The 25119-nt window shown below is 52.7% G+C and carries 23 protein-coding genes and 2 pseudogenes; 12 read left to right on the forward strand and 13 right to left on the reverse strand.

Annotated elements, in window-relative coordinates:
* The 4 genes and pseudogenes from potH to rlmC all read left to right on the forward strand — a co-directional run bounded on the left by potH (position 1) and on the right by rlmC (position 3597).
* Positions 1 to 969, forward strand: coding sequence for a putrescine ABC transporter permease PotH (gene potH, locus JZM30_RS10065; RefSeq protein ID WP_252318516.1), 969 nt, complete (start codon positions 1 to 3; stop codon positions 967 to 969).
* Between the two features lie 8 nt (positions 970 to 977).
* Positions 978 to 1823 (forward strand): putrescine ABC transporter permease PotI, encoded by an 846-nt coding sequence (potI, locus tag JZM30_RS10070; protein ID WP_252318517.1) that lies wholly within the window; start codon positions 978 to 980, stop codon positions 1821 to 1823.
* A gap of 134 nt (positions 1824 to 1957) precedes the next feature.
* Positions 1958 to 2440, forward strand: a complete 483-nt coding sequence (locus JZM30_RS10075) for a YbjO family protein (protein ID WP_438801488.1) — start codon at positions 1958 to 1960, stop codon at positions 2438 to 2440.
* A gap of 33 nt (positions 2441 to 2473) precedes the next feature.
* Positions 2474 to 3597 (forward strand): annotated as a pseudogene (gene rlmC / locus JZM30_RS10080) (23S rRNA (uracil(747)-C(5))-methyltransferase RlmC).
* A gap of 59 nt (positions 3598 to 3656) precedes the next feature.
* On the opposite strand, the gene artJ (JZM30_RS10085) reads toward rlmC, so the two are convergent.
* From artJ (JZM30_RS10085) to artP, 5 genes are all read right to left on the reverse strand, one after another.
* Entirely contained in the window at positions 3657 to 4388 is a 732-nt protein-coding gene (artJ, locus tag JZM30_RS10085; protein ID WP_252318518.1) for an arginine ABC transporter substrate-binding protein, read from the reverse strand.
* A 173-nt stretch (positions 4389 to 4561) separates the two neighbouring features.
* Positions 4562 to 5230: an arginine ABC transporter permease ArtM gene (gene artM / locus JZM30_RS10090; RefSeq protein ID WP_252318519.1), complete on the reverse strand. Its 669-nt coding sequence runs from the start codon at positions 5228 to 5230 to the stop codon at positions 4562 to 4564.
* Positions 5230 to 5946, reverse strand: coding sequence for an arginine ABC transporter permease ArtQ (artQ, locus tag JZM30_RS10095; protein WP_252318520.1), 717 nt, complete (start codon positions 5944 to 5946; stop codon positions 5230 to 5232). The genes artM and artQ overlap by 1 nt, the downstream gene beginning before the upstream one ends.
* A 9-nt stretch (positions 5947 to 5955) precedes the next feature.
* Positions 5956 to 6687 (reverse strand): arginine ABC transporter substrate-binding protein, encoded by a 732-nt coding sequence (gene artJ / locus JZM30_RS10100; RefSeq protein ID WP_252318521.1) that lies wholly within the window; start codon positions 6685 to 6687, stop codon positions 5956 to 5958.
* 20 nt (positions 6688 to 6707) lie between these two features.
* Positions 6708 to 7436 (reverse strand): arginine ABC transporter ATP-binding protein ArtP, encoded by a 729-nt coding sequence (gene artP / locus JZM30_RS10105; RefSeq protein ID WP_252318820.1) that lies wholly within the window; start codon positions 7434 to 7436, stop codon positions 6708 to 6710.
* Positions 7437 to 7819: 383 nt separating this feature from the next.
* On the opposite strand from artP, the gene JZM30_RS24315 reads away from it, so the two are divergent.
* From JZM30_RS24315 to JZM30_RS10115, 3 genes are all read left to right on the forward strand, one after another.
* On the forward strand, positions 7820 to 8200 hold the full coding sequence (locus tag JZM30_RS24315) for a polysaccharide deacetylase family protein (RefSeq protein WP_367115834.1): 381 nt from the start codon (positions 7820 to 7822) through the stop codon (positions 8198 to 8200).
* 147 nt (positions 8201 to 8347) lie between these two features.
* On the forward strand, positions 8348 to 8533 hold the full coding sequence (locus JZM30_RS24320) for a polysaccharide deacetylase family protein (RefSeq protein WP_367115835.1): 186 nt from the start codon (positions 8348 to 8350) through the stop codon (positions 8531 to 8533).
* 695 nt (positions 8534 to 9228) lie between these two features.
* The gene (locus JZM30_RS10115; protein WP_252318522.1) at positions 9229 to 9942 is read left to right on the forward strand and encodes a glycosyltransferase; all 714 of its coding nucleotides are present in this window, start codon (positions 9229 to 9231) and stop codon (positions 9940 to 9942) included.
* Between the two features lies 1 nt (position 9943).
* On the opposite strand, the gene hcr is transcribed toward JZM30_RS10115, so the two are convergent.
* Positions 9944 to 10960 (reverse strand): NADH oxidoreductase, encoded by a 1017-nt coding sequence (hcr, locus tag JZM30_RS10120; protein WP_252318523.1) that lies wholly within the window; start codon positions 10958 to 10960, stop codon positions 9944 to 9946.
* Between the two features lie 59 nt (positions 10961 to 11019).
* Entirely contained in the window at positions 11020 to 12672 is a 1653-nt protein-coding gene (gene hcp, locus JZM30_RS10125; protein ID WP_252318524.1) for a hydroxylamine reductase, read from the reverse strand.
* A gap of 267 nt (positions 12673 to 12939) precedes the next feature.
* Here hcp and JZM30_RS10130 point away from each other — a divergent pair, with 267 nt between their 5' ends.
* Together JZM30_RS10130 and JZM30_RS10135 are read left to right on the forward strand one after the other, a co-directional pair.
* Positions 12940 to 13830 (forward strand): hypothetical protein, encoded by an 891-nt coding sequence (locus JZM30_RS10130; RefSeq protein ID WP_252318525.1) that lies wholly within the window; start codon positions 12940 to 12942, stop codon positions 13828 to 13830.
* Positions 13831 to 13949: 119 nt separating this feature from the next.
* The gene (locus JZM30_RS10135) at positions 13950 to 15617 is read left to right on the forward strand and encodes an ATP-dependent nuclease (protein WP_252318526.1); all 1668 of its coding nucleotides are present in this window, start codon (positions 13950 to 13952) and stop codon (positions 15615 to 15617) included.
* Between the two features lie 94 nt (positions 15618 to 15711).
* Here the strand turns inward: JZM30_RS10135 and cspD are convergent, their stop codons facing one another.
* Positions 15712 to 15933, reverse strand: coding sequence for a cold shock-like protein CspD (gene cspD, locus JZM30_RS10140; protein WP_252318527.1), 222 nt, complete (start codon positions 15931 to 15933; stop codon positions 15712 to 15714).
* Positions 15934 to 16099: 166 nt separating this feature from the next.
* On the opposite strand from cspD, the gene JZM30_RS10145 reads away from it, so the two are divergent.
* From JZM30_RS10145 to clpA, 3 genes are all read left to right on the forward strand, one after another.
* Positions 16100 to 16315: a hypothetical protein gene (locus JZM30_RS10145; protein ID WP_252318528.1), complete on the forward strand. Its 216-nt coding sequence runs from the start codon at positions 16100 to 16102 to the stop codon at positions 16313 to 16315.
* A gap of 74 nt (positions 16316 to 16389) precedes the next feature.
* Entirely contained in the window at positions 16390 to 16707 is a 318-nt protein-coding gene (clpS, locus tag JZM30_RS10150; protein WP_252318821.1) for an ATP-dependent Clp protease adapter ClpS, read from the forward strand.
* 30 nt (positions 16708 to 16737) lie between these two features.
* Positions 16738 to 19011 carry an ATP-dependent Clp protease ATP-binding subunit ClpA gene (clpA, locus tag JZM30_RS10155; protein ID WP_252318529.1) on the forward strand — a complete coding sequence of 758 codons (2274 nt, stop codon included), beginning with the start codon at positions 16738 to 16740 and terminating at the stop codon, positions 19009 to 19011.
* 168 nt (positions 19012 to 19179) lie between these two features.
* Here the strand turns inward: clpA and infA are convergent, their stop codons facing one another.
* From infA to trxB, 5 genes and pseudogenes are all read right to left on the reverse strand, one after another.
* Positions 19180 to 19398: a translation initiation factor IF-1 gene (infA, locus tag JZM30_RS10160; RefSeq protein WP_252318530.1), complete on the reverse strand. Its 219-nt coding sequence runs from the start codon at positions 19396 to 19398 to the stop codon at positions 19180 to 19182.
* A gap of 128 nt (positions 19399 to 19526) precedes the next feature.
* Positions 19527 to 20229: pseudogene (aat, locus tag JZM30_RS10165) on the reverse strand (leucyl/phenylalanyl-tRNA--protein transferase).
* A complete protein-coding gene (gene cydC / locus JZM30_RS10170) occupies positions 20229 to 21971 on the reverse strand; it encodes a heme ABC transporter ATP-binding protein/permease CydC (protein WP_438801497.1) in 1743 nt (580 codons plus the stop codon). The pseudogene aat and the gene cydC overlap by 1 nt, the downstream one beginning before the upstream one ends.
* 19 nt (positions 21972 to 21990) lie before the next feature.
* Positions 21991 to 23754: a heme ABC transporter permease/ATP-binding protein CydD gene (cydD, locus tag JZM30_RS10175; protein WP_252318531.1), complete on the reverse strand. Its 1764-nt coding sequence runs from the start codon at positions 23752 to 23754 to the stop codon at positions 21991 to 21993.
* A 237-nt stretch (positions 23755 to 23991) separates the two neighbouring features.
* Positions 23992 to 24951, reverse strand: coding sequence for a thioredoxin-disulfide reductase (trxB, locus tag JZM30_RS10180; RefSeq protein WP_252318532.1), 960 nt, complete (start codon positions 24949 to 24951; stop codon positions 23992 to 23994).
* Between the last annotated feature and the right edge of the window lie 168 nt (positions 24952 to 25119).

Below are 25119 nucleotides of genomic sequence, written 5' to 3' on the forward strand. Positions count from 1 at the left end.
ATGACCATGTTTCCTAAACATAACTTTTCGGATGGCAAAGCGGCGGAACCACCTGATGTGCCGCGCAGTCCTCTGCGCCTGCTGTTGACGCAGTGGCACCTGAAATACGGGCGCAAACTGGTGATCGCGCTGCCGTATATCTGGCTTATTCTGCTGTTTATGCTGCCGTTCCTGATTGTTTTCAAAATCAGTCTGGCAGAAATGGCACGCGCGGTGCCACCCTATACCGATTTGCTCTCCTGGGCGGATGATGAGTTCGATATCACCCTCAATCTGGGCAACTATCTTCATCTGCTTGATGACCCGCTCTATTTTGAAGCCTATTTGCAGTCGCTGAAAGTCGCTGCTGTGTCGACGGTACTCTGCCTGATCATTGACTATCCGCTGGCATGGGCTGTCGCACACAGCCAGCCTTCAACGCGCAACATTTTGCTGTTGTTGGTTATCCTGCCTTCCTGGACCTCATTTCTTATTCGCGTATATGCCTGGATGGGGATCCTGAAGAACAACGGGATATTGAATAACTTCCTGCTGTGGCTGGGCATCATTGATGAGCCGCTGATCATCCTGCACACCAACCTGGCGGTGTACATCGGTATCGTCTACTCCTATCTGCCGTTTATGGTGTTGCCGATTTATACCGCGTTGACCCGCCTGGATTATTCGCTGGTGGAAGCCTCACTGGATTTAGGTGCGCGTCCGTTGAAAACCTTCTTCCACGTGATTGTGCCGCTGACCAAAGGCGGTATTATCGCCGGTTCCATGCTGGTGTTTATCCCGGCGGTCGGGGAGTACGTGATCCCTGAGTTGTTAGGCGGTCCGGACAGCATCATGATTGGTCGTATCCTGTGGCAAGAGTTCTTTAACAACCGCGACTGGCCGGTAGCCTCTGCGGTAGCGACCATTATGCTGTTGCTGCTGATTGTGCCCATCATGTGGTTCCAAAAGCATCAGAACAAAAGTACGTGAGATCAGGCATGAATAATTTACCTGTGGTTCGTTCTCCGTGGCGTACCCTGATTCTGGTTATCGGCTTTACTTTTTTGTATGCGCCGATGCTGATGCTGGTGATTTACTCTTTCAACAGTTCCAAACTGGTGACGGTGTGGGTGGGGTGGTCGACTCAATGGTACAGCGCACTGTTCCATGACAGCGCCATGATGACCGCCGTGGCATTAAGCCTGACTATTGCTGCCGCCTCCGCCACCATGGCGGTGGTGCTCGGCACGCTGGCGGCGGTGGTGATGGTGCGTTTTGGCAGCTTTCGCGGCTCCAACGGCTTTGCATTTATGCTGACTGCGCCGCTGGTAATGCCTGATGTAATTACTGGCTTGTCGTTGCTGTTGCTGTTTGTGGCGCTGGGTCATGCTATCGGCTGGTCCTCGGAGCGCGGTATGCTGACCATCTGGCTGGCCCATGTGACCTTCTGTACCGCCTATGTCACCGTGGTCATCAGTGCGCGACTGCGCGAACTGGATCGTTCCATTGAGGAAGCGGCCATGGATCTGGGGGCTGCACCGCTCAAAGTGTTTTTCATCATCACTGTCCCGATGATTGCGCCAGCGCTGGTTTCCGGCTGGCTGCTGGCGTTTACGCTGTCGCTGGACGATCTGGTGATCGCCAGTTTCGTTTCCGGACCGGGTGCCACAACGCTGCCGATGCTGGTGTTCTCCAGTGTGCGAATGGGCGTTAATCCGCAAATTAACGCCCTGGCATCGCTGATATCATTGGTGGTAGGTGTGATTGGCTTGATTGCCTGGTGGTTTATGGCACGTGCGGAGAAGCAGCGTATTCGTGATATGCAGCGAGCCAGACACGGTTGAGCTAAGTGCTAAGGATATAAACTGCACAGCGCCACCTCTCCGGTGGCGCTGCTGTCTCTGTAAAGGAAACCGACTAACGATGCTGCAAAGCAAGAAGACCACTGGTTGCACAAGGTAATTATGCCCCTGTCGCTTTGACAGTCGCGGGCATTGGTATTATCGCCACCTGTGTACTGAGCCTTGTTATGCTGCTGTGGGATCTGGGATTAAGCAGTTTTGGTGGCTGGATTGGCAGCAGCGCAGAGTCCTGGGATTCAACGCTGGTGTTATTGGCCGCTCTGGTGATTCTTTGCTTTGAGGTACGCTGCGGTGTGGCGGTGATGGCAGGGAAAAACTGGGGTCGTTGGGGCTACCTCATTGGTCAGGGGGTGATCTCTGGCTACATGCTGCTGGCCCATTTTAGCGATTTTTTGCCTGACATTTTCACTTTAGCGGAGAGACAAGCTGGGACGTTCTACACCAGTTTGCCACACAGCGTCTGCCTGACGTACTCGTGCTTTTCTTGCTTTTTGTCCCGCACCGTAGCCGCCGTTTTTTTCAGCGTGACACCGCGTAGCGCTGTGCCATCGTGCCGATCGGTGCGCGACTACAAGACATCGTGCCTGACGGTGCTATAATGCCGCCCCGACTTTATTAACTCCTCTTCTTCTATGCAGTGTGCACTATATACCGAAGGCAGTTGCCGCTCCTGCCAGTGGCTGGAAAAGCCTTATACACAGCAGTTGTCTGACAAGCAGCAACATCTGGCTGCGCTGCTGGACAAACAGGCGGTGGGGACTTGGCTGCCCGTGGTTTCCTCGCCACAGCAGGCTTTTCGCAACAAGGCTAAAATGGTGGTCAGTGGCAGCGTCGAACGCCCGGTGTTCGGTATTCTGCGCCAGGATGGCAGCGCGGTCGATTTGTGTGACTGTCCGCTTTACCCGGCGTCGTTCGCGCCGGTGCTTGATGTGCTCAAAACGTTTATTGCGCGCGCTGGGCTGACGCCCTATCAGGTGCGGTGAATTAAAATATCTGCTGCTGACGGAGAGCCGCTTGCGCGGTGAGTTTATGCTGCGCTTCGTGTTGCGCTCTAAAACCAAGCTGGCGCAGTTACAACAGGCGCTTCCCTGGTTACAGCAGCAGTTGCCTTAGTTGTCAGTTATCTCAGCCAATATCCAGCCTGTTCATCAGGCGATTCTGGAAGGGGAAGGGGAGATTGCGTTGACGGAAAACCAGATGCTGGAAGAGGCGTTCAATCAGGTACCACTTTTCTTGCGACCGCGCGGTTTCTTTCAAACTAACCCACAAGTCGCCGCCACACTTTATGCCACGGCGCGTGACTGGGTTGCCGCGCTGCCGGTGACCAGCATGTGGGATCTGTTTTGCGGCGTCGGTGGTTTTGGATTGCACTGTGCCACGCCGGACATGCCTTTGACCGGTATTGAAATTAGCGCCGAGGCTATTGCCTGCGCGCAGCGCTCCGCCACACAGCTTGGGTTGATGCAGGTGACATTTCAGGCGCTGGACTCCACACAATTTGCCACTGGCAATGCCAGTGCGCCGGATCTGGTGATAGTAAACCCACCACGACGCGGCATAGGGCGAGAGCTGTGTGCGTATCTGAGCCAGATGGCCCCGGCGTATATCCTCTACTCAAGCTGTAATGCACAGACCATGGCAAGTGATATCAGTTTGTTGCCGGGATACGGGATACCGGATTATCCAGGTGCAACTGTTCGACATGTTCCCGCATACCGCGCACTATGAGGTGCTAACGCTATTGCGGCGTGGGTAATGCTCAGGAAAAAGAGACAAAAAAAAGCGCCCGAGGGCGCTTGTTGACCAGACTCTGACTTATTGTGGGAACCATTTGTCGTTGATGGCTTTATAGGTACCGTCTGCTTTGATGGCTTCCAGCGCGCCGTTCAATTTTGCCAGCAGTGCTTTGTCATCAGGACGAACGGCGATACCGAGACCGGTGCCGAAGTATTCCGCGTCAGTAACATGTTCGCCAACGGTTGCCAGTTCCGGGTTGTTCTTGATCCACTCATTGACCACCGCCGTATCACCGAAAACGCCGTCGATGCGTCCGTTTTTCAAATCCAGCACCGCATTTTGATAGCTGTCGTAGGAGACGGTCTGCACTTCCGGATGCTTGTCATTCATGTACTTCTGGTGTGTGGTACCGTTTTCCATCCCGATGCGCTTGCCTTTCATGGCGGCAAAATCACTGAATTTGCCCTTCTGCGCGATAACCACGGCAGAGTTGGCATCATAGGGCTGGGTAAAGGCCACTTGCTTGCTGCGATCTGGGGTGATGCCCATCCCGGAGATCACGGCATCGTAACGACGGAATTTCAGCGCCGGAATCAGGCTGTCGAAAGCCTGGTTGGTGAAGGTGCAGTTAGCTTGCATCTGTTTGCACAGGGCTTTCGCCAGATCCATATCAAAGCCGACGATCTCGTTGTTGGCATCGAGAGATTCAAATGGCGGATAGGTGGCGGAGGCGGCAAAACGGATAGTGTCTGCGGCGTTAGCACCAAATGCCATACCTGCCAGTAACGTGGCGACCACGAATTTTTTCATGTTGTGCTCCAACGATTTTTTTAAATTTCTCCTGCGGCATGCTTCCCGCTCAACGGCAATCACATTGCCATTAAGTGAATTGATATGCAAATAAAATGATTAAAAATACATTTGAGTGGTGATAAAACAGACAAAAAGCAGGCCGAGGCCTGCTTTTTGTCGTACAAGATGGATCAGTTACGGTGTTCAAACGCCAGTGCACGTCGTTCGATGAGCCGCATCAGCAATGTTAACAACCCATTGACGCACAGGTAAATAATCCCTGCGGCACCGAACACGGCGACATCGTAGGTACGACCATACATCAGTTGGCTGTGACCCATCACCTCCATCAGCGTGATGGTATAAGCCAGCGAGGTACTTTTAAACACCAACACCACTTCGTTTGAATAGGACGATAGGGCGCGTTTGAAGGCATAGGGCAGCAAAATACGCAATGTTTGTGCCGGTGACATACCCAGCGCTGCGCAGGATTGCCACTGCCCGGAAGGTATGGCGCGTACCGCACCGTAAAACAGTTGCGTAGTATAGGCCGCGCTGTTTAATGCCAGCGCAATCATGGCGCACAGCCAGGGTTGAGAGAGCAAGTGCCACAACCACTGGATCTGCTGGATTGCCGGAAACTGGCCCGGACCATAGTAGATCAGGAAGATTTGCACCAGCAGCGGTGTGCCGGTAAACAGCGTGATGTACGCCCGGGATAGCAGCGACAACACCGGTGTTTTTAACGCAAGCACTGTCGTCAGCACCAAAGAGATAACCAGTGCGGCAATCAGCGCCACCAGCGTAAGGCTAAGGCTGGTGTGCAACCCTTTGAGCAATTCAGGTAAGTAGGCGAGCATCAGGACGGCCTCCGTTCAAAGCGCGTAGTACGCAGTTCGATACGTTTGAGGACGTATTGACTTAACAAGGTGATTACCAGATAAATCACTGCCGCAATCACATACCAGGTAAAGGGCTCTTGGGTACGTGTGGCGATGCTCTTGGTTTGCAGCATCAGATCGTTCACGCTAATCAATGACACCAATGCGGTATCTTTCAGCAATACCAGCCATTGGTTGCCGAGACCGGGCAGGGCATGACGCCACATTTGCGGCATGATCAGACGAAAGAAGATGGCTGCTTTACTCAAACCCAGGGCTTGCCCTGATTCGCGCTGCCCTTGCGGGACCGCTTTGAGCGCGCCGCGCAGCGTTTGTGACGCATAGGCTGCATACAGCAGCGCCAATGCAATCACACCGCACAGAAACGGGCTGACTTCAAACGTCTCAATGTTTAACTTGATGGGATACGCTGTGCCACCAATACTGAGCGTAAAGCCATCTGCCAGTATCCGCAGCAGCTGTGATGAACCAAAATAAATAAACAGCACCACTAGAATTTCCGGCAGACCGCGTAGCAGCGTCACTAACGCTGTGCCACACCAGGCAACGGGCTTCCAGCGCGCCATTTCCCAGACAGCAAACAGCATCGCCAGAATCAAACCGAGTACCAGTGCACAAACGGCAAGGCCGACGGTCATGCCGGCGGCGCTTGCAAGAGGATGAAATTCAATCATTGAGCGAGATTACTGCTGAAACCATTTGTTGTAGATGGACTGATAAGTGCCATCCTGTTTGACTTTGTCCAGCGCGTCATTGAAGCGTTTGACCAGTGCATCGTTACCCTGACGCACCGCAATGCCCAAACCGATACCAAAGTAGTTTTTATCCGTCACGCTGCTGCCTACGGTAGCCAACTGGTCATTCTGTTTCAGCCACTCATTCACCACGGCGGTGTCACCGAATACCGCGTCCAGACGGCCGCTTTTCAGATCCAGAATGGCATTCTGATAGCTGTCATAGGGCACTGTGGCCATATCTTTGTGTTGGTCCAGCAGGTATTTCTGGTGAGTCGTACCGTTCTGCCCGCCAACGCGCTTACCTTTCAGGGCACCAATATCGGCCACTTTGCCTTTCTGTGCGATAAACAGCGCAGAGTTGTCGTAGTAAGGTTGGCTAAAGGTAACCTGTTGCTGACGTTCCGGCGTAATATCCATCCCCGCCATAACCGCTTCATAACGGCGGAATTTAAGCCCTGGGATCAAGCTGTCAAAGGCCTGATTGCTAAACGTACAGGTGGCGTTCATCTCTTTGCACAGTGCATTGGCAAGATCGACGTCAAACCCTTGGATCTTGTTATCATCGCCCACGAATTCGAACGGAGGGTAAGAGGCTTCAGTCGCGAAACGGATGGTTTCAGCGGCGCTGGCGGCAACGCTGGCGCTGGCGAGGAGTGCTGCAACGAGTAATTTTTTCATTGTCATTTCCATCTTGTTCATCAATGAGAAAGATAACTGGCGAACTCAGCGGTTTGCGGCGCAGTAAAGTGGCCCGCATCACCCTGTTCGATAATACGGCCATTTTCCATGTACACCACACGGCTGGCAGTTTTACGTGCAAAATCCACTTCGTGAGTGACGATCACCTGGGTGATGCCGGTCTGTGCCAGTTCCTGAATAATACCGACCACCTGGGCCGTGATTTCAGGATCGAGCGCGGCAGTTGGTTCATCAAACAGCAGCACCTGGGGTTCCATAATCAGTGCGCGGGCAATCGCCACGCGTTGCTGTTGCCCACCGGACAAATGCAGCGGGAAACGATCGGCAAAATCGCGCAGGAGTAAACGTGTTAACAGTTTGTCTGCACGTGCCAGCGCCTCGTCTTTGCTCAACCTCGATACCCGACAAGGTGCCTCGGTCAGGTTTTGCGTGACGGTCAGGTGTGGCCACAGGTTGTATTGTTGAAATACCATGCCGACATTGCGGCGCAACTCACGAATGGCACCGTCACTCGGCGGCTGTGCAAACGTAAACTGGTTGCCTGCAATGGCAAGCGTGCCCGAACGTGGCATTTCCAGCAGGTTCAATACGCGCAGCAGCGAGCTTTTCCCCGCACCGCTGGGACCCAATAACACCAGCGTTTCGCCAGTCGGACAATCAAGGGTGATATCGAATAGCGCCTGATGCGCGCCATAGAAACAGTTAATGCTGTTTAGTTGGATACTCATGCGCAAGAATTGAATAGACATTAATGCCGCGAATGTTAACGTCGGCAGGATACTTATGCAATCGCCGTGGGTTAAAATTTGCTGATTAGCGGACTAATGGATAAATAATAGCACAAAATATCGGTTAAGCGGCGGGGTGGCTGTAATTGTCGGGACCGAAGGATAACAGACAGCAAATCTGCCCGTATCGGCGACTATCATGCTGCGGTTTCACGTCGATAGCATCAAAAAATACAGGTTATGAATGCGTTATAGTGATGAATGGTTGAGGTTGCGTGTGGCAAAGTTAGTAGCTTATATATTTTTAGTTATGACGTTAGCGCACCAATGGCGACGGTAGGCTGTGCCTGTCAACAAGCGCATACAGAAAAGAGCGTAATAGAATGAATGTAGGTGCAATTCCCATCCTGATGTATCACCATGTTGGCTCTAAACCTGGGCTGGTGACGCTGTCGCCCGACACCTTTATCGAACAGATGACCTGGTTGGCGCGCGCTGGGTTGAAAACCGTGACTGCGGCTGAGTTAGAAGGATTTTACCGCGGAGAGCCTTTGCCGCGTAAAAGTGTGATGATCACCTTTGACGACGGTTATTTGGATAATTGGGTTTGTGCGTTTCCGGTGTTAAAACGTCTTGGGCTGCATGCGCATATTTTTCTGATTACCAGCCAGTTGGCGACGGACCCGTTCGCCAACTGGCGGAGATTGCATTCTCTCACAAAGCGTGTGAGGAAAAAGTCGCCACCGGCCATGCCGACGATGTGATGATGCGTTGGTCTGAAATTGAAGAGATGCAAGCCAGTGGGTTAGTGGGGTTTCACGCGCATACCCATACGCATCAGCGCTGGGACTGGTAAATCACCGATCCTGCTGAGCGCCACCGCGCATTGGAAACCGATCTGCGTTTGTGCCGTGAAACGCTGCTTGCGCGACTGTGGTCGTGTAGCCGCCATTTTTTGCTGGCCTATGGGTTTTTATAACCACGATTACGCTGCCATTGCTCAAGCGCAAGGGTTTGACTATCTCTACACCACCGAACGACGGATGAACATGCCCAGACACCTGACCTGGCGCTTGGGACGTATCAGCACCAAATAGCGAGAAGACACCTCTTGGCTTAAACGGCGGTTGCTTCTTTATACCACACCGTTTATTTCTTCATTATTTGCATTACATAAAGGCCAGCGTTATGCCTGAGGTTCTTTTTATGCAATGACAACGTGCCCAGAATAATGTTCCTGGGAATTTTATGTATTTATTTTTCGAAAATGCGTTTCTGCATAAAAAGTATTTACCTTCCGTTTAGCTTCGCTCTCATAAAATTACGTCAGATGTTATACACACCGTGCATATCCTCGTTTGATGGCAAGGTGCTGGTTGTTTTTACTAGGTTTATTTATGAGAAAACGCATTCTCTACACGGAATCCTCTAAGCATGTTGGCGGGCAGGAATTGCAAGCGATGATGCAATTACACGCCTTACAACATTAGGCTTTGAAGTGCTATTGGCATGTCGCCCGAAAAGTGAAGTTGCTACACTTGCCGCAGAAAAACATATTCCAATATACCTGATTACATTTCGAAATAGTTATCATTTCCCCTAGCTGTGGCGTTTCAGACAGCTTATTAATGAATATCATCCCTTATTTGTCGTCAGTCACAGCGGGCATGATGCAAATATTGCTGCACTGGCAACCAAGCTGACCTGGAACAAGCCAACGCTCGTGCGGCAAAAAACCTATCTTACCAGCAGGATTAAGCCGTTTAGCACCAATTATATGGCGGATCAGGTAGTGGTGCCCAGTAGTGGTATGAAGCGCGCGATGGTGGCGGGTGGCTGTCGTGATGAAAAAATTGAGGTAGTCGCACCAGGGTTTGACTTTGCTACCTTGCATGCTCAAAGTGAGCGGCCTTTGCCTGTCTCTGTGCAATGTTGGCTGGAGGCCGGTACGTCGCCTGTCATTGTACAGGTCGGTATGCTGCGTGGTGAAAAAGGACATGATACCTCGTTGGCGGCGCTCAAGCAGTCAGGCCATGCATTTCGTTATCTGATCGTTGGTGATGGCCCTGAGTACAAGGTTATCAACGCGATGATTGCACGCTATGGTTTGCAAGATAACGTGCTGATGGCGGGCAAGCTGTTTCCGGCTGCGGCCGTCTACCAGCATGCAGATCTGGTGTTGATGCCTTCACGTAATGAGTCTTTTGGGATGGCACTGGTTGAGGCGATGTATTTTGGCGTCCCGGTGATGGCGAGTGATATGGGAGGCATCCCGGATGTTATCCGCCATCAGGAAAATGGCGTATTGTTGCCGTGCGATGATGTTGCGGCCTGGCAGAATGCTATTGCTGATTTCCTTATGCATCCTGCTCCATACCGTCAGAGGGTCCGCCACGCCAGCGACGACGTGATGTTGCGCTACTCTATCGATGCCTGCGTCAAAAAAATTATCGCATTGGCCTATAAGGAACCCCCACCCGCGGTTGCGGGTGTGGCAACGCCTTAGATTACGCCAGTACCGTATCCCCGTGCAGTTGCCAACTGCACGCGAGCACATAGCCTTGTGCAATCTCTTCTGCTGTCAGCGTCATGGTGCTACTGGTGGTGTAATCGCCGGAAAGCACTTTGGTTTTGCAACTGCCACATACGCCTGCGCGGCAGGCGGCATTAACGGGTATTTTATGGCTTTCCAGCGCAGCTAACAGACTGATGCCCACCGGAACACGCAGTGTATTAAGCGGTTGGCGAATGGTCAGCGTCAACTGCTCACCGTCCTCTTCCAGTGATTCAGCACCAATCTGGAACTGCTCTTTGTAAAAACGTGTTGCGGGGACGCCAGCATCGGCGACCAATGCGGCAACTTGCTGCATATAAGGGGCAGGGCCGCAGGTCATCACAATGCGCTGTGCCAGATCCGGCACGGCTTGTTTCAGTAACTCAGGTGTTAACCTTCCGGCGAGAAAACCAGTTTCGGCGTCAAATTCGGCGACCAACGTCAGCGTCAGCTGTGATGGATAGTGCTCTGTAAGGCGTTGCCACTCCGTGGCAAAAATCACCTGCTGCGGGTTACGAACATTAAAGATAACCTGCAAGTGAACGTTGGGGCGGTGCGCCAATAACCAGCGACTCATCGACATAATGGGCGTAACGCCACAGCCTGCGGCCATCATCAGATAACATTCCTGTTCGGCATGACCAGCATCGACGCAGGTAAATTCACCTTGTGCATCGGAAAGCCACAGATAGTCACCGGGTTTGACCTGCTGCGTCAGCCAGCCTGAGCCCGTCCCCTGTTCTACACGTCGCACCGTCAGCGTGATAAACGGGCTTAATCCTGGGGTTGAGGAGAGGGTATAGGCGCGCAGGGTATCGGGGTCGTTGGTAATGCAAACCAGTGCATACTGTCCCGGACGATAGGGGTAGAAATCGTGATTAATCAGCGAAAGCGTCCAGACGTCAGGCGTTTCCTGACGAATGGAGTGAACTTGCATGCGGTTCGGGCATGCGGAGGTCGGTTGTGTCATGTGTGCTCTCCAAACAGCACAAGCGGCGCGTTGCCGCGCCGCTTGTTATCCTATTGCTCTCAAGCGGACAGAATAGTGTTGATGTCTTCTTCTACGGTGGTTATCGAACGCATACCGAACTTTTCGTTCAGCACGGCCAGCAGGTTATCCGTCAGGAAGCCGGGGGCGGTATGACCGGTTCTGATGTTTTTGACGCCCAGCGACAGCAGCGTGAGCAGAATGACGATGGCTTTTTGCTCAAACCAGGAGAGTATCAGGCTCAATGGCAGGTCGTTCACGCCACAGCCTAGTTTTTCTGCCAGTTTCACGGCCAGAATGATGGCTGAGTAAGCATCGTTACACTGACCGACATCGAGCAGACGTGGTAATCCTTCCAGCGTGCCAAAATCCAGCTTGTTAAAGCGATATTTACCGCATGCTAGCGTCATGATTAGGCAATCATCAGGAACACTACGGGTGAAATCGGTGAAGTAGCTGCGTTCACTGCGGCTACCGTCACATCCCCCCACAAGGAACACATGGCGCAACTTACCGTTAGCCACCAAATCGATCACGGTATCCGCCGCGCTGAGCAGGGTCTCAAGCCAGAAACCGACGGTAATGTTGTGCTCGATTTCACTGTACGGGAAACCTGCCAGGTCTTGTGCCTGAGCAATAATCTGGCTGAAATCATCGCCTTCCAGATGGTTGACGCCCGGCCAACCTACAATGCTGCGCGTCCAGATACGATCGCCGTAGTTTCCGACATTCTGGTCGATGATACAGTTGGACGTCATCACGATAGGGCCTGGGAACTTGGCAAATTCAACCTGCTGGTTCTGCCATCCGCTGCCGTAGTTACCCACCAGATGCGAGAATTTTTTCAACTCGGGATAGCCGTGCGCCGGTAACATTTCACCGTGGGTGTAAATGTTGACGCCAGTGCCTTCGGTCTGTTCCAACAGCATCCGCAGGTCTTTCAAATCGTGACCGGAAATCAGAATGGCCTTGCCTGCTACCGGGCGCACGTTTACCTGGGTCGGATGGGGATGGCCATAGGCGTCGGTTTCACCTTTATCGAGGATCGCCATCACATTAAAGTTCATTTTGCCAATCTCCATGGCGTTATTCAGCAGCGTATCCATGTCGCTGGGCTGCGTGCCCAGCCAGGCCATCAAGGCGTGGAACTCGGCATAGATATTGTCATCGTATTGGCCGAGCACGTGGACATGCTCCATGTAGGCGGCGGCCCCTTTCAGACCGTACAGACACAGCATACGCAAACCATGCAGGTCGGCACCGATCGTGGCTTTATCATGATCCAGTGCGAATTGGTTCGCCTGCTGTAACGGCGTTGGAATATCGTTGCCAGCCAATTGCAGTTCAGACAGCTGGTGATCAACGCTGGTATCTGCCTCAAGCAGACGGCAGCGTGTTTTCAGTCCGTGACGCAGTTGGATTGCGTCTTGTACGTAACCGATAATTCTCTGCGAATCGAAGTTGACGTTGGTCAGCGTAGCGAAGAAGGCACGAGGGACGAAGTTATCGACCGTATGGTCTATGATATCCAGCGAACGGACTTTTAGTGCCCAGGCCGATAACCCCTGCAATACGGCGACCGGCAGGTCTTGTAAATCGGAGGTTTCAGCGGTTTTACCGCACATGCCTTGCGCATAGGCGCAACCGTTTCCAGCCTGGGTACGGATGGTTTGCTCACATTGTACACAAAACATAACGTTATCCTTTTTTAAAGTTGCATTTATAATGATTATTTTAAAGCATAGTGACTCCCCTTCAGTAAAAAGGCTTTTTACATGCAACTTTAGGTAAATTTGATGTAGCGAAATTTTCATCTTGGCGGATGAAAATACGTCTCAATTCAGTCTGTTTGCACAGGGGAGACCATACCCGCAGAGCGTCGCGCCTACTTTATGAAAGGGGCTGTCACAACTTTCACGTAGAGTACCTGCCTCTGAATAATCTGTGGTACAGGAGTTCTGTTGCCTATGCTAGATGTTAGCGCCGAGGGGAATCGCGTTTGCAAGCGGGATGAAGATCTTGCTGTGTTTTCATCGCCGTGTTTATCGACATCCCCGGCATTGGCCCGCCACATCGTCAATATCGACAGCATACCGGTTGAAATGATCCAAAAAATTGCAACCTACCTTTCAACCAATGACTATGACAATTTCAGAGTGACCAATCGGACTATCTGCAATGCCCTGATATCAATAAATAGTATGCACAACGCGCTAGCGGAAAAACCTCACTATGGTGCACAAGGCGCATTCTACAAAACTTGTTCAGAGGCTAAACATCTTGAGGCCCGTTGTCGTAGATTAATCGAGAGTGAAATCACAACGTTACTCAACATACGCGTGCGGCCAGACTATACGCTCGACAGGGCCATCTTGGTTCAGTGCCAATACCCGATAGACGATTTGACGTTAAACGATGGCATCATGGAGATCGTAGAGACATTTTGTAAGAAGCTGAAGACGACGGCCATGCGCCAGAAGCCGTCATCGAGCCCGGCACTGTGCTACCGATACCAATATAATATCAACATTGAACTGCGCACGTTTGATGCGCAAGCAGAAGTGACTTTTCAGGCAAGTAATATTTGCAAATTATCTCAGCTTAATGATTTTTATGCCTGTGCGCACCAACTCTATGATGAGCTTGCAATTCCGCAACGCATTTATCTGACCACAATGATGGTCAAATTACACCAATTCTGGCGTGCGTACCCGCCTTCCAACCTTGACAGGCAGGCGGTTGATAAAACCATTCGTTCCTATGTCACGCTGCTCCGCTCAGGGAATGACGTGCTGGCGTACTGTAAGGCAATGAAGATAAACACTTCTGGTGATGCAAGTTCGAACCCGTAAGGGATCACAGAAAAGGCATCTTGTGGATGACACATCAGCGTCGGTAAAGCACGCTCGTTATGGTTTACAATGAAAAACAGTGCTGTGCAGTTGTGCAGCCCGAACATCAGGAGGTGTGCATGTACCTTGAAAGCGTGGAAATTGTTGGGTTCCGCGGCATCAATCGTCTGTCACTGGTACTGGGGCACAATACGGTCTTGATTGGGGAAAATGCCTGGGGCAAGTCAAGTCTGTTGGATGCCCTGTCCCTGCTGCTGTCGCCAGCGTTGCCGTTGTACCATTTCTCTTTGCAGGATTTCCATTTTACCCCCGGCGATGAAGCGAGTCGGGAACACCACTTGCAGGTTATTTTCACCTTCTGTGAAAGCGGCGTCGGGCATCACCTTGGGCCGCGTTACCGTGGCCTGGCACCGGTTTGGGTCAGGGGCGAGGGCAGATTACAGCGCATTTTCTACCGTCTGGAAGGTGAAGTGGATGACAGCGGCGCGGTGTGCACTTGGCGCAGTTTCCTTGACGCGGACTGGCAGCCGCTGGCGCTGGAAAACATTGATGCGCTGGCGCGTGAACTCATTCGTTTGCACCCGGTTTTGCGGCTGCGTGATGCGCGTTTTACCCGACGCAAACGGGTTGACGTGGTGCCGTTGCCGGTGCGGGAGAGTAATAGCGGCGACCTGACCCAACACCTCAATCAACTGATGCAGGAACTGACCCGCAATCCGCAGCGACTGACCGATCAGGATCTGCGCCAAGGGATTGTGGCGATGCGGCAACTACTGGAACATTACTTTTCCGAGCAGGGAGATGAAGGCTTTACGCCGCGTCATCCCCGCCATGCGCGTGCGCACAACGGAAAATCCTGGCGCTCTCTGGATAATATCAACCGAATGCTGAGCGATCCCAATAGCCGCAGCCGTAGAATCATCCTTCTAGAACTGTTTTCGACGCTGTTGCAGGCGAAAGGCGCGTTATCGCTGGATACGGAATCGCGTCCGCTGTTGCTGGTAGAAGATCCTGAAACACGATTACACCCGATCATGCTGTCGGTTGCCTGGGAGTTGCTGATGCACTTGCCCTTGCAAAAAGTCACCACCACCAATTCCGGCGATCTGCTGTCGCTGGTGCCGGTGGAGCAGGTATGCCGCTTGGTGCGGGAATCCTCGCGTGTGTCGACTTACCGTATTGGGAAGCAAGGGATGAGTCCTGAAGACAGCCGCCGTATCGCGTTCCATATCCGCTTTAATCGCCCCTCATCACTGTTTGCGCGCTGCTGGCTGCTGGTTGAAGGTGAAACGGAAGTGTGGATGCTTAGCGAACTTGGTCGTCAATGTGGGCATCACTTTGAGGCAGAAGGGGGGCGCGTCATTGAATTTGCGCAATCAGGGCTACGACCGCTGCTGAAATTTGCGCACCGCATGGGCATTGAGTGGCATGTGCTGGTGGACGGCGATGACACAGGTAAAAAGTATGCTGCCACAGCACGCAGCTTGCTGACCCAACAGGGGGAAACCGATCGTGACCACATCACGATGCTTTCTGCCCCTGATATGGAGCATTTTATGTATCGCAATGGCTATAAGGACGTTTTTCACCGCGTTGCACAGTTGCCGGAAAATGTGCCGCTCTCGGCCGCGAAAGTGATTGTGAAAGCGATTCACCGTGCCTCAAAACTGGATCTGGCTATCGAGGTGGCAATGGCTGCGGCTGAACGCGGTAATGACGCCATTCCTGTGTTGATTCGCACGCTTTTTTCACGCGTGCTCTGGTTGGCGCGTGGCCGAGCTGATTGAGCCGAACCGCTCTTAGAGAATCCAAAATAAAAATGCCGGTTGTAAAACCAGCATTTTCTTCTGTGGATAATAGCGAACGTGTTTCAAACCACCGCTAGGCTACGGCCTCGGCGACCAGCGGGACGATCAAACTGGCGTGATTTCCTTTAGGTCCTTTATGAACATCAAATCTGACCGCCTGGCCTGCCTTCAGCGTACGATAACCGTCCATTTGAATCGTCGAGTAGTGGGCAAAGATATCCTCGCCTCCACCCTCGGGACAGATAAATCCAAAGCCTTTGGCATTATTGAACCATTTAACAGTACCTGTCTCCATGCATTTACGTCCTTCGCAAGAGTGTTATCGAAACGAGAGGTTAGGTTATTTGGTCGATATGAATGCGAATTGATTAAAACCCCGTCAATTCACCTGTACACTCTAGTGAAATCGAAAAGAGCGTCAAGCCATCCCACTGGGGCAGCACAGAGCAGTTTGTCAAAGTTTGATGCAGGTAACGCAATTGATGATTTTCATGCAGGGTTGTTGCTTCAATACGTGTGCTGTTACCGATGACATCACCGGACGATTTCTTGCTTCTTGGCAACACAGCGCGCGTGCAGGTGATAAAATAAAGAGTAAATGGCTGATGTGGGACACTCAGCCTGGTGTCGCATTAATGAATCAGCCTGGTGTCGCATTAATGAAGATGGATGAATAATGAGTAACCGCAGTGTTGGGATTGAAAATAGGTGGGGGCAGGCTACCCACGTTGATGCAACGTCGGATATTCGTATGGAGAGCCGTCCCTGGACGCATTCTGACAGCGTTCTGCTGGAAAAACAGCAGCAAAAACTGCAACCGCCATCGATGTATAACTTGATTTTAAACAATGATGATTACACCCCGATGGAATTTGTTATTGACGTTCTTCAAAAGTTCTTTTCTTATGATATTGAACGCGCAATGCAACTTATGCTGACGGTTCACTACGAAGGGAAGGCTGTCTGTGGTGTTTTCAGTGCCGATGTGGCTGAAACCAAGACGGTGCAAGTGAATCGCTATGCAAGGGAAAATGAGCACCCGTTGCTCTGTACGCTGGAAAGGGCCTGATATCAGGTAATTTATTGTGGGGAGGCGCCTATGCTTAATCAAGAACTGGAACTCAGTCTCAACATGGCTTTCGCCAGAGCGCGTGAGCGCCGCCACGAGTTTATGACCGTGGAGCATTTGCTACTGGCGTTGCTCAGCAACCCGGCAGCGCGCGAAGCGTTGGAAGCATGCTCGGTGGATTTGGCTGCACTGCGCCAGGAGCTGGAAACGTTCATCGAACAGACCACCCCGACGTTACCGCAAAATAATGAAGAACGTGAAACGCAACCGACGCTGAGTTTTCAGCGCGTATTGCAACGTGCCGTGTTCCACGTTCAGTCTTCTGGCCGCAGTGAAGTCTCTGGTGCCAACGTGCTGGTGGCTATCTTCAGCGAGCAGGAATCGCAGGCGGCTTATCTGCTGCGTAAGCATGATGTGAGTCGGCTTGATGTGGTGAACTTCATTTCCCACGGCACGCGTAAAGAAGAGCCTGGTCAGGCACCAAGCTCGGAAAACCCTGTTAACGAAGAGCCGGTAGGTGGGGAGGATCGCATGGAAAACTTCACCACTAACCTCAATCAATTGGCTCGCATTGGCGGTATCGATCCCCTGGTTGGGCGTGAGAAAGAGCTGGAGCGCACCATTCAGGTGCTGTGCCGTCGGCGTAAAAACAATCCGCTGCTGGTTGGCGAATCTGGCGTAGGGAAAACGGCCATTGCGGAAGGTCTGGCCTGGCGCATTGTTCAAGGCGATGTGCCGGAAGTTATGGCCGGTTGCACGCTCTATTCTCTTGATATCGGTTCGCTGCTGGCGGGTACCAAGTATCGTGGCGATTTTGAAAAACGTTTCAAAGCGCTGCTCAAGCAACTGGAACAGGATCAAAGCAGTATCCTGTTTATTGATGAAATCCACACCATTATCGGTGCGGGAGCGGCTTCAGGTGGACAGGTCGATGCGGCTAATTTGATTAAACCGCTACTCTCCAGCGGCAAGATTCGGGTTATCGGTTCTACCACGTACCAGGAATTCAGCACTATCTTTGAAAAAGACCGTGCTTTGGCGCGTCGTTTCCAAAAAATCGATATTACTGAACCAAGCGTCGAAGAGACCGTACAAATCATTAATGGACTCAAACCGAAATATGAAGCTCACCATGATGTGCGTTACACGGCTAAAGCCGTGCGTGCCGCTGTTGAACTGTCGGTCAAATACATCAACGATCGCCACCTGCCGGATAAAGCTATCGATGTGATCGATGAGGCTGGCGCACGCAGTCGTTTGCTGCCGGTCAGCAAACGCAAAAAAACGGTGAACGTTTCAGATATTGAATCGGTGGTGGCGCGCATCGCCCGTATCCCCGAAAAGACCGTTTCAGCCAGCGATCGTGAGGTGCTGAAAAACCTGAGCGACCGCTTGAAGATGCTGGTGTTCGGTCAGGATAAGGTCATTGAAGCGCTGAGCGAGGCTATCAAGATGAGCCGCGCCGGTTTGGGCAGTGAACGCAAGCCTGTCGGTTCTTTCCTGTTTGCTGGGCCGACCGGGGTTGGGAAAACGGAAGTCACCGTGCAACTGGCGAAAGCGATGGACATTGAGCTTCTGCGCTTTGATATGTCGGAATACATGGAGCGCCACACGGTGAGCCGTCTGATCGGTGCGCCTCCCGGCTACGTTGGTTTCGATCAGGGTGGATTGCTGACTGACGCGGTGATCAAACATCCGCATTCGGTGTTGCTGCTCGATGAAATTGAAAAAGCGCATCCGGATGTCTTCAACCTGCTATTGCAGGTGATGGATAACGGTACGCTGACCGACAATAACGGTCGCAAGGCGGATTTCCGTAACGTAATTGTCGTCATGACCACCAATGCGGGCGTGCAAGAAACCCAGCGTAAATCGATTGGCCTGATTCAACAGGACAGCAGCGATGCGATGGAAGGGATTAAAAAGATCTTCACGCCGGAATTCCGCAACCGCCTCGACGGCATCATCTGGTTTAACCATCTGTCAACGCAGATCATTCAGCAGGTGGTGGATAAGTTCGTCGTGGAACTGCAAGCGCAGTTGGACGCCAAGGGCGTGTCGTTGGAAGTCAGTGAAAATGCGCGTAACTGGCTGGCGGATAAAGGCTATGACAAGGCGATGGGCGCGCGACCAATGGTGCGTGTGATTCAGGAAAACCTCAAAAAACCGTTGGCAAACGAACTGCTGTTTGGCTCGTTGGTGAATGGCGGCTCCGTGAAGGTGGAACTGGATAGCGCGACGAAAGCACTAACTTACAGCTTCCACAGTGCGCAAAAGCTGAAAGCGGAATGGACTGTACACTAAGTGTGTCATTGAGCAGTAAAAGAAAAAGCACTGCTTTTTTTGTCTTGGCTGTGGCGAGTACCGCCACGCGCAATCTGTACCAAAAGCAAAAGCCCTTACCTGAATAGGGAATGGCACATAAGGCGGGTACATCCTCACCTGTCGCTATGCTAGCGACAGGTGAACCGATTAACGGCTACGGAAGACAATGCGGCCTTTACTCAGGTCGTACGGGGTCAGCTCTACAGTGACTTTGTCACCCGTCAGGATGCGGATATAGTTTTTACGCATTTTACCGGAGATATGAGCGGTAACCACGTGTCTGTTTTCCAACTCAACGCGGAACATGGTGTTAGGCAGTGTATCAAGCACGGTGCCTTGCATTTCAATATTGTCTTCTTTGGCCATCGAATCCTCTAGGGTTAACTACCTTAACTTTTTTAACGGGCACGATAATGCCGAAAAACCGGCATTATGTAAAGGAGTGTTGATGATCTCAGCAGCAACTTTCGGATAAGAAGGGCGTATGAGCACGCTTATCTTTCTCCAACAGGCGCTAGTGGCAGTGCTTGTGGCTGCCAGCTGGACGCCGCGAGAGGAGCATCCTGCAATGCGCGTAGTGCCGTAAGATACGTCTTGCGTGAGACTTCGGTGGCACCGAGAGAAGCCGTGTGAGCGTTTAGCACCTGGCAATCGAGCAACTGCCCGCCACAACGCACAAAATGCGTGACAAGGGCAACCAGCGCGCATTTAGACGCGTTATCTAGGTTGCTGAACATCGACTCGCCGCAAAACAGCTTTCCTTGCGCAATGCCATACAGCCCACCCACCAATTCATCCTGGTGACAGACTTCTATGGAATGTGCGTGCCCCAGCTCATGCAGCGTGCAGTAAGCGGCGATCGTCTCTGGACTGATTCAGGTTCCTTCCTGACGCGCGTGTGCACAGGCGTGTATCACGGCGCTGAACGCAGAGTTAAGCGTGACGTGAAAAGGGGCTGCTTGCGCATGAACTTGTGCAGGCTACGGCTGATATGGGGCCCTTCAGGATGCAATATGGCGCGTGGATCGGGAGACCACCACAGAATGGGATCGCCGGGAGAGTACCAGGGAAAAATGCCGCCAGCAATCGGTCTGGCGAAAGGTCTCCGCCAAAGGCCAATAAACCGTTGGGATCAGTCAACGCCTTCTCCACCGGAGGAAAAAGCGTGGTATTGGATGAAAGTTGAAATAGCTGCATCATGCCTGCCGGATGGCGTGTTGATGGAACTGCCAATAGCGGCCGCGTGCTGCCAGCAGATCGGCGTGGCGCCCTTGCTCAACCAGACGACCATTATCCAGTACGCAAATACGATCCAGATACGCCAGATCGTGCAGGCGATGGGTAATGATGATAACCGTTTTGCCGTGGGTGTTTTCACGCAGTAGATGCAGGATTTTTTGCTCGGTATCGGCATCCAATCCTTCGGTCGGTTCATCCAACAGCACCAAGGGAGCAGGATGGAGTAGGGCGCGAGCCAATCCAAGGCGGCGCTGTTCCCCGCCTGAGAGTTGGCGTCCGCCTTCACCGATCCAGGCATTAAGGCCCTCTGGCGTTTCCAGTAAATTACCTAGTCCTACCTGTTCCAACTGTTGGCTCAGTTGGGCATCGCTGGCTTGCGGTGCGGCCAGTAGCAAGTTGTCGCGCAGCGTCGCGCTAAAAATATGTATCCGCTGTGGCACCACGCTCATCATGTCACGCAGTGCCGGTTCACTCCACTGTGCGAGTGGCAGACCGTTCAGGGTAATGCTTCCTGCATCGCAGTCCCAGGTGCGGGTAAGTAATTGCAATAGAGTTGACTTGCCACACCCGGTACGTCCCAGCAGCGCAATGTGTTCGCCCGGCGCGATATCCAGCGTAATGTTCTGCAATACCGGCAGCGGTTGGCCCTGATAAGTGAAGCTTACCTGCTGTAGTGATAGCGTTGCCGTGGTGGTTAACGTTGCGGAGGGGGCTGCCGTTGTGAAAACCACCGCAGGCTGCTGACGCAGAATCTGGTCAACGCGCGTGGCTGATGCGATCACCTGACCCAGGTGTTGAAACGCACCGGTAACCGGACCTAATGCTTCAAACGCAGCCAGTGCAGTAAATACAAACAGAGCAATCAACGCTCCTGGTTGCGTATCACCGCCAATTCCCGCCGCTGCCAGCCAGAGAATGGCGGTAACGGTAATACCGGTGCAGAGCAGCATCAGTGCCTGCGACAGGCCAGTCAGGCGCGCCTGACGCTGTTGCTGTGTCAGCCAGGCCTGTTCTGTATCGGTGAGCTGGCGGCGAAAGGCGGTCTGCGCGCCAAACAGAGTCAATTCGGCTTGCCCTTGTAGCCAGGTAGTTAACTGCGTGCGATAACGTGAGCGCAGCAGCGTGAGATGGGTGCCAATCGGTTTGCCCGCACGGTAGAACACCGGCGGGAGCAAAGCTAACAGCAGCAACATAATGGTGCCGAGGGTCAATGCCAGCGAGGCGTCAAGCCAGCTAAGCCCGTAAGTCACCACCAGGATCACCACCAGCGCGCTGACCAATGGCGATATCACGCGCAAGTAAAGGTGATCGAGCGTATCAACATCGGCAACCAGACGGTTGAGTAAATCGGCCTGACGAAACCGGGCTAACCCCCCTGGTGAAAGTGGGAGCGTGCGCGAAAAGGTAAACACGCGCAGGTGTTGCAGCACGCGGAAGGTCGCGTCATGGCTCACCAGACGCTCGGCATAACGTCCGGCGGTACGTAGGATCGCCGCACCGCGCACACCCGCCGCAGGCAGCATATAGTTGAAGGTCATAAATCCGGCAAGGCCTGCCAGTGATGCCCCTGCCAGAAACCAGCCGGAGAGCGTCAACAGCCCAATACTTGCCAATAATGTGACAATGGCGAGCACTATGCCAATGCTCAGCCGCCAAATGTGGCGACGATACAGCAGGAGAAAGGGTTTCAGTACCTGCAACGGACTATTCTGCGACATATTAGTAAGCTCCCCGACGCTGTGCCAGAAGATCGGCAAACGGGCCTGACTGCTGACGTAGCGTGTCATAGTCACCCTGCTGCACCAGTTGTCCTTTTTCCATCACCCATACGCTATCGTAATAGCGAGTGTCATCAAGGCGATGCGTTACCAGCAGGGTGGTTTGCTGACGTGCGGCGTTTCCCAAGGCGTGCATCACGCGCTGTTCACTGTGTGAATCCAGGCTGGCCGTTGGTTCATCCAGAAGGAGCAACTGTGAGTGCTTTAACAATGCCCGCGCAACGGCAACGCGTTGTGCCTGTCCGACAGAGAGTCGCGCTGCGCCGTCACCCACGACGGTATCGAGACCCTGCGGCAACAAGGGCAGAAACTCGCGCACGTAAGCGCGTTCCACCGCGTGTTGCAACGTGTCCTCACTGGCCTGTTGGTTCCCCAATAGAATATTGCTGCGCAACGTTTCTTCTGGTAAATGCGGATTTTGTCCTAACCAACTGATGTGTTTACGCCATGCAGTCGCATCCAGCGCATGCAGTTCCTGCCCGTTGATACATAACGAACCACGATAGGGCAAAAAACCGAGCAGTACGTTAAGCAACGAACTTTTCCCGGCACCGCTCACGCCGACCAGCGCCACCCGCAGTCCCGGTTCTAGCGTAAAGGTCATAGGCTCGGTTAGCGCACCGCCAGTGGGCGATAGCACCACCAGTTGGTGAGCCTGAATGGTAATCGTCTCGGCGTCAAAAGGCTGAGTGCCGAGACCGACTTCTTCCGCTTCAGCGGTAAGAAAGCTCACCAGCGATTCCGCGGCGCCTACGGCCTGCGCTTTCGCGTGATAAAATGTGCCCAGATCGCGCAACGGTTGAAAAAACTCGGGGGCGAGAATCAAGACCAGAAAGCCGGCAAACAGGGTGACGCCGGTGCCATAATGGCCGAAATCCAGCTTGCCAAGGTAAGAAAAGCCAAAATACACCGCGACGACCGCGATGGAGATAGACGCAAAAAACTCCAATACGCCGGAAGAAAGAAACGCCATACGCAACACTTCCATGGTGCGACTGCGAAAATCCTCCGATGCCCGACGAATGTCATCCACTTCGGCAGCCACGCGATGGAACAGTCGCAACGTTTCCATGCCGCGCAACCGATCGAGGAAATGGCCGCTCAGTCGTGCCAGTGCCAGAAAATTGCGGCGGTTGGCATCTGCGGCCCCCATGCCGACCAGCGCCATAAACAACGGGATCAGCGGGGCGGTAACCAGCAAGATGAGTGCCGCCGCCCAGTTGATGGGAAACACATAGGCCAGAATCAGCAGAGGAATCAAGGCTGCAAGATACATTTGTGGCAGATAGCGCGCATAGTAATCCTGCATATCTTCGACTTGTTCCAAAATAAGCGTCGCCCAACTGCCGGCTGGTTTTCCCTGCACCCAGGTGGGCCCTAAGCGCTGTAATTTTTCCAGTACCTGATGGCGAATTTGTTGCCGTACTGCCTCGCCACAGCGAAAGCCCACCTGCTCGCGCAGTAAGTGCGTGAGCGCGCGTGCGGCAAACAAGCCAATAAGCAGCATGAACTCGCCGACGAGTGTCTGACGAGGCACGTGCTCAATAATCAAGGCGTGCAACAATGTTGCCAATACCCACGCCTGTGCCACGATCAGAAGACAGCTTACCACCCCAAGTAATAAAGAGAGGTGGAGCCAGCGTTGTGCCAGTTTGCTCTGTTGTTTTAGCCAGCGAGCAAGTTGTTGCTGTCGAGTCTTTTTCATAGAGTACCGGGCTGCGCTATAGAGAGGGGAATACCCAAAAAGCCAACCTTTATGTAACTGTTATATAACAAAAAGCAGGCTGGTATTCAGCGTGGCCTCATGTTACCGCGCTAAAGTGCAGGTGCAAACCAAAAAGGAGGGAGAAAATGCGGGGAGAGATCAATTTTCCCAAAAGGGAGCCAAAAGAATCCACTTATTCAGGTGGTACGATCTGAATAAGGGGAAAAGGGCAGAATATTATCGGGTAGCGAGGTCATCCAAATAGCGCCCCGCATCCAGAGCGGCCATGCAACCGGTGCCCGCCGAGGTAATGGCCTGACGGTAGATGTGATCCATCACGTCGCCTGCGGCAAACACACCAGGGATGCTGGTCTGTGTAGCGTTGCCGTGGATGCCGGATTGTACCTTGATATAGCCGTTTTCCAGCGCCAGTTGACCGTCAAAAATGGCAGTGTTTGGGCTGTGGCCGATGGCGATAAATACGCCAGCCAGCGCCAGTTCTTCACTCTCATCCGTGCGGGTGTTACGAATACGAACGCCAGTCACTCCCATGTCATCGCCCAGCACTTCGTCCAGCGTGCGATAGGTGTGCAATACAATATTGCCGTTTTGCACTTTGTCCATCAGACGGTCGATCAGGATTTTCTCTGCGCGAAAGCTGTCACGACGGTGGATTAAGTGAACTTGCTGAGCAATGTTAGACAGGTAAAGTGCTTCTTCCACCGCGGTATTGCCGCCACCGACTACGGCGACTCGTTGGTTACGATAAAAGAATCCGTCACACGTGGCGCAGGCAGACACGCCTTTACCTTTAAAGGCTTCTTCGGAAGGCAGACCGATGTAGCGTGCGGAGGCACCGGTCGCCACGATCAGGGCATCATAGGTATATTCTTCGCTGTCGCCAAATAGACGAAACGGGCGTTGTTGCAAATCAACGCGCTGGATGTGATCGAAAATGATCTCGGTGTTGAACTTTTCAGCATGAGCGTGCATGCGGTCCATCAGCAATGGCCCGGTAAGCCCTTCCGCGTCGCCCGGCCAGTTTTCCACTTCTGTCGTGGTTGTCAACTGCCCGCCTTTTTCCATGCCGGTGATCAACACCGGATGCAGGTTAGCGCGCGCGGCGTACACCGCAGCGGTATAGCCCGCTGGGCCAGAACCTAAAATCAATAGCTTGTGGTGCTTGACGGTACCCATATGTTCCTCTTTCTTGCAACGGTCTACTTAACACCGATTGTAAGGAAATTACCGGGCTAAAAAAAGTAGGCAGCAAAATTGTTACCTATTTGTTTAATCTGTTGTGCCGATAACCCATACAATTCACTGATAAGACAGCGTCATTTATTAGCGAAATGATTGAAAATG

This window comes from Candidatus Symbiopectobacterium endolongispinus (genome assembly GCF_018777385.1).
GTDB lineage: Bacteria > Pseudomonadota > Gammaproteobacteria > Enterobacterales > Enterobacteriaceae > Symbiopectobacterium > Symbiopectobacterium endolongispinus.